A 4,295-nucleotide genomic window follows, 5' to 3' on the forward strand; every position below is an offset into this window, starting at 1 on the left:
CTCAACGCCATAAGCATGGACTGGCTTTTGTTTCTGCAAATACTCCAAGAAACTACCATCGCCGCAACCCAGGTCTAGCACTTCACTATTGGGCGCAATCCAGTTCGCTATCGCGGCAAAGTCAGCGCGCTTCATGATTTAGCCTCAAGCATTTGTTTGAAATAAGCACGAATCAGATTGTGATAACGCGAGTCATCTAATAAGAAAGCATCATGCCCATGTGGTGCATCAATCTCTGCATAACTCACTTCACTCTTATTACTGAGTAAAGATTCCACAATTTCGCGGCTGCGATTAGGGGGGAAGCGCCAATCAGTAGAGAAGCTCACGACCAAAAACTTAGCTTGCACTTCTGCTAGAGCACGATTGAGACTTCCTTCATAACGACGAGAAGGGTCAAAATAATCTAGCGCCCTGGTAATGAGTAAATAAGTATTGGCATCAAAGTAAGTAGAAAACTTATCGCCTTGATGGCGCAAATAACTTTCAACCTCAAATTCCACATCAAAGCTAAAGCGGTAGTCTTGAGATTCGCCATGTGGCCTTTGCAGCTCGCGCCCAAACTTTTCCGCCATATCATCGTCAGATAAATAGGTAATGTGTCCGACCATACGAGCCAACTTCAGCCCGCGCTTCGGCACTACGCCATGTTCGTAATAATTACCGCCATGAAAATCTGGGTCAGACAAAATAGCATTACGCGCTACTTCATTGAACGCGATGTTTTGCGCACTCAGTTTTGGCGTCGAGGCGATAACCAAACAATGCCCAAGGCGTTTTGGAAATTGGATAGACCATGCTAATGCCTGCATTCCACCCAAGCTTCCACCCATGACTGCAGCAAAACGACGTATACCCAATTTATCAGCCAAACGCGCCTGAGTATTAACCCAATCCTCAACCGTGATGACAGGGAAGTCTGCGCCATAAGGCTTTTTAGTGGCAGGATTGATGCTCATTGGCCCGGTCGATCCGAAGCAAGAGCCTAAGTTATTAACCCCAATAACAAAGAAATGATTTGTATCTACTGGCTTGCCTGGCCCAATCATGTTGTCCCACCAGCCGATATCTTTTGCATCATCGGGATTGGGTCCTGCTACATGGTGTGATGCATTGAGCGCATGACAAACCAGCACGGCATTACTTTTATCGGCATTAAGCTTGCCGTAAGTTTCAATAACTAAATCGTAGTTCGATAAAATGGCGCCACTTTGCAAAGGCAAGGGCTCGGCAAAGTGGATAGTGTTTCTAGAGAGATGTAACTCGCTCATTCGGACAGAAGAATGCGAAGGCTAATATCAGATGCTTCGGTTGGCAGCTTCTTAAAGCCGCTTCGAGCAAATCGATGCCAGCGACCTAGGACGCAACTCATCAACATAGCTGCTCGGACACTAACCTCATCTTGACTTACATTCGCCCAAGCACCGCCTTGGGTTTGAGCAATGCGTAAGGACTGCTTGAGAGATGCCTCCACGCGATCCAGTACCTGTGTAATACGCTCTTGCAGGCGATCATCCTCTTGCAACAAAGCATCACCCAAAAGTACGCGAGTCATGCCAGGATTCTTTTCTGCGAAGAACAACAGCATCTGCAAAATCCCGCGAGCTTGTGCAAGTCCAGATTCTTCTTTTTGATTAATCTGATTAATCAAACCAAAAACTGTTTGCTCAATAAATGAAATCAAGCCCTCAAACATCTGCGCCTTACTAGCGAAATGCCGATAGAGCGCCGCTTCTGATACCTGAATTTTTGCCGCTAATGCTGCAGTAGTGACTCGCTCACCCTTTGGGTTTTGCAACATCTCTGCCAACACCTGCAAGATCTGTAGACGACGTTCACCAGGGCGCGGGCGCTTGCGTGTCTTACCCTCTTCGGCAACTGTCGCTTCGATCTCTGATGCAGTAGGGTCTAAGGAATCACGCATATCTATATCTCTTATCCACTCTCAGCGGGAGCGAATCATTGTTCCAAAAGCTTGTTCAGTCAGAATCTCAAGCAACAGTGAGTGCTCAATTCGACCATCAATGATGTGAACAGAATTCACACCACTCTTTGCCGCATCTAATGCAGAGGAAATCTTTGGCAACATTCCACCAGAAATCGTTCCGTCAGCAAACAAACCATCAATTTCACGTGCAGTCAGGTCGGTTAAGAGTGTGCCGGCCTTATCCATCACGCCCGGAATATTGGTCATCATGACCAATTTCTCTGCATGCAAAATTTCTGCCATCTTGCCAGCGACTAAGTCAGCATTGATGTTATATGCCTGACCTTCTTCGCTAAATCCAATCGGAGAGATCACTGGAATAAATGCGTCATCTTGCAATGCTTTAACAACTGCCGGATTAATGGCTTCAATCTCACCAACAAACCCTAAATCAATAGTGCCGCCTGCTTTCTTTTCATCGGCAACCAACATCTTCTTCGCACGAATCAAGCCACCATCTTTACCAGTCAAACCAACCGCCTGGCCACCGAAGTGGTTAATCAACATCACAATATCTTGCTGTACTTCACCGCCGAGAACCCACTCCACCACTTCCATGGTTTCTTCATCGGTTACGCGCATACCTTGAATAAAGGTGCCGGTCTTACCAATCTTCTTGAGGGCTTCATCAATTTGCGGACCGCCACCATGCACCACTACTGGGTTCATACCAACCAGCTTAAGCAAAATGACATCGCGCGCAAAACTTTCTTTCAGGCGCTCTTCGACCATCGCATTCCCGCCGTACTTAATCACAATAGTCTTACCGTGATAAGCGCGAATGTAAGGCAAAGCCTCGGCCAAAATCTCCGCCTTAAGTAAGGGTGGGATTTCGCTAATAGATGGGGATTGCTTAGTCATTGCTACTTGTATATTCAGTCTAGTAATTAATCGCCAAACAATTTTTGACGAAGTTCACGACGCTCTTGCGCCTCCAGTGAGAGATTGGCTGTTGGACGTGCAATTAAACGGTTCAAGCCAATCGGCTCGCCTGTCTCCTCACACCAACCATAGTCACCGGACTCAATGCGGGCCAAAGCCTGCTCAACTTTTTTCAAGAGCTTGCGCTCACGATCACGTGTGCGCAGCTCAAGTGCATGTTCTTCCTCGATCGTTGCACGGTCAGCAGGATCAGGTACCAAAATATTCTCACGCAAATGCTCTGTAGTTTCAGAGGCATTTTTCAAAATATCGTCTTTTAAAGTCAAGAGCTTTTGACGGAAAAAATCCAGCTGAGCCGCATTCATATAGTCCTTTTCGGACATCTTGAGCAATTCAACTTCTGTTAAAGGGGCACCCTTAGCAGCCTTTGCACTTGCAGCCTTAGTAGGTGCTTTTGCTGTAGCCGTAGCTTTCGTTGGTGTTTTTACCGTCATTTCGTTCTTTCCATGGATCTAAACCATTATTACTTCATTCTGCCAAACTTTTACCGCCCTTTTGCCAATATTTATCAATATTGACCGTGGCGCCGGATTGTACTTGATATTTCTTAGGCCAAACACCCTTCAAGCCCAGCCAGCAGGGTGTCTTTAGGCAAATCAATGCCGATAAAAACCATCCGCGTTTGCTTTGGCTCAGCACCCCAAACACCCGCTAAATCACTTCCCATCATCTGATGAACCCCCTGGAACACGACTTTTCGGTTGCTACCCTTCACATAGAGGACGCCTTTATAGCGCAACATCTTCTCTCCGAAGACCTCCAAAATACCCCCCAGGAAGTCCTCTAATTTTTTATGATCAAAGGGTTTATCACTACGAAAAACGAAGGATTGAATGCGGTCTGTATGGCCTGCATGGCCATGATGGTCGTGACTATGGTCATGCCCACAAGTGCTGTGATCATGGTGGTCATGGCTATGATCGTGGCCACAAGTAGCGTGATCATGATCGTCCTGCTCTAGGAAATGAGGGTCAATATCGAGCTTGGCATTCAAATTAAAGCCCTTAAGATCCAAAACAGCGTCTAAGGGCACTACCCCTTTAGATATACCCTGAATTGGGGCGCGGGGATTCATATGCATTAAACGATTGCGCAAAGCATCCACTTCAGCCGGCGATACCAAATCCGTCTTAGTAATGAAGATTTGATCGGCAAAGCCTACTTGGCGCTGCGCCTCTTCATGCTCTGTGAGCTGCTGTGGGCCATGCTTGGCATCCACAAGAGTGACCACCGCATCCAATACGTAATGATCCGCAACATCATCGTCCTGTATGGCATTGCGGCTGCGCTGCCGCACATGCAGCGGCAAAAGTCCGGGCACATCATCAATGTTTCGTCCGTGGCGGGGCACAAAGTGCGACCGGGT

General features: G+C 47.2%; 6 protein-coding genes and 1 pseudogene. 1 reads left to right on the forward strand and 6 read right to left on the reverse strand.

The genetic code is table 11. The features are described from left to right. From B7X71_RS12615 to B7X71_RS12640, 6 genes and pseudogenes are all read right to left on the reverse strand, one after another. Positions 1–135, reverse strand: a 135-nt coding sequence (locus tag B7X71_RS12615; protein ID WP_293600915.1) for a methionine biosynthesis protein MetW, incomplete at its 3' end; no start/stop codon positions are given. Then, a complete protein-coding gene (locus B7X71_RS12620) occupies positions 132–1,271 on the reverse strand; it encodes a homoserine O-acetyltransferase (RefSeq protein WP_293600914.1) in 1,140 nt (379 codons plus the stop codon). The genes B7X71_RS12615 and B7X71_RS12620, both read right to left, overlap by 4 nt. After that, entirely contained in the window at positions 1,268–1,924 is a 657-nt protein-coding gene (slmA, locus tag B7X71_RS12625) for a nucleoid occlusion factor SlmA (protein ID WP_114654129.1), read from the reverse strand. Before slmA ends, B7X71_RS12620 begins: the two co-directional genes overlap by 4 nt. Positions 1,925–1,945: 21 nt before the next feature. Further along, a complete protein-coding gene (argB, locus tag B7X71_RS12630; RefSeq protein WP_114654130.1) occupies positions 1,946–2,848 on the reverse strand; it encodes an acetylglutamate kinase in 903 nt (300 codons plus the stop codon). Positions 2,849–2,874: 26 nt separating this feature from the next. Beyond that, a complete protein-coding gene (gene dksA, locus B7X71_RS12635) occupies positions 2,875–3,252 on the reverse strand; it encodes an RNA polymerase-binding protein DksA (RefSeq protein WP_062307316.1) in 378 nt (125 codons plus the stop codon). A 224-nt stretch (positions 3,253–3,476) separates the two neighbouring features. Then, positions 3,477–4,196, reverse strand: a pseudogene (locus tag B7X71_RS12640) (GTP-binding protein); the annotation flags it as partial. On the opposite strand from B7X71_RS12640, the gene B7X71_RS12645 reads away from it, so the two are divergent. After that, the coding region (locus B7X71_RS12645; RefSeq protein WP_293600916.1) for an SDR family NAD(P)-dependent oxidoreductase at positions 4,176–4,295 on the forward strand (120 nt) is incomplete at its 3' end. The pseudogene B7X71_RS12640 and the gene B7X71_RS12645 sit on opposite strands and share 21 nt — an antisense overlap.

The organism is Polynucleobacter sp. 39-46-10 (assembly GCF_002282275.1).

Bases quoted from the DNA above. Each gene is read 5' to 3' on its own strand.
- dksA (WP_062307316.1), bottom strand. From the start codon at position 3,252: ATGTCCGAAAAGGACTATATGAATGCGGCTCAGCTGGATTTTTTCCGT.
- slmA (WP_114654129.1), bottom strand. From the start codon at position 1,924: ATGCGTGATTCCTTAGACCCTACTGCATCAGAGATCGAAGCGACAGTT.
- argB (WP_114654130.1), bottom strand. From the start codon at position 2,848: ATGACTAAGCAATCCCCATCTATTAGCGAAATCCCACCCTTACTTAAG.
- B7X71_RS12620 (WP_293600914.1), bottom strand. From the start codon at position 1,271: ATGAGCGAGTTACATCTCTCTAGAAACACTATCCACTTTGCCGAGCCC.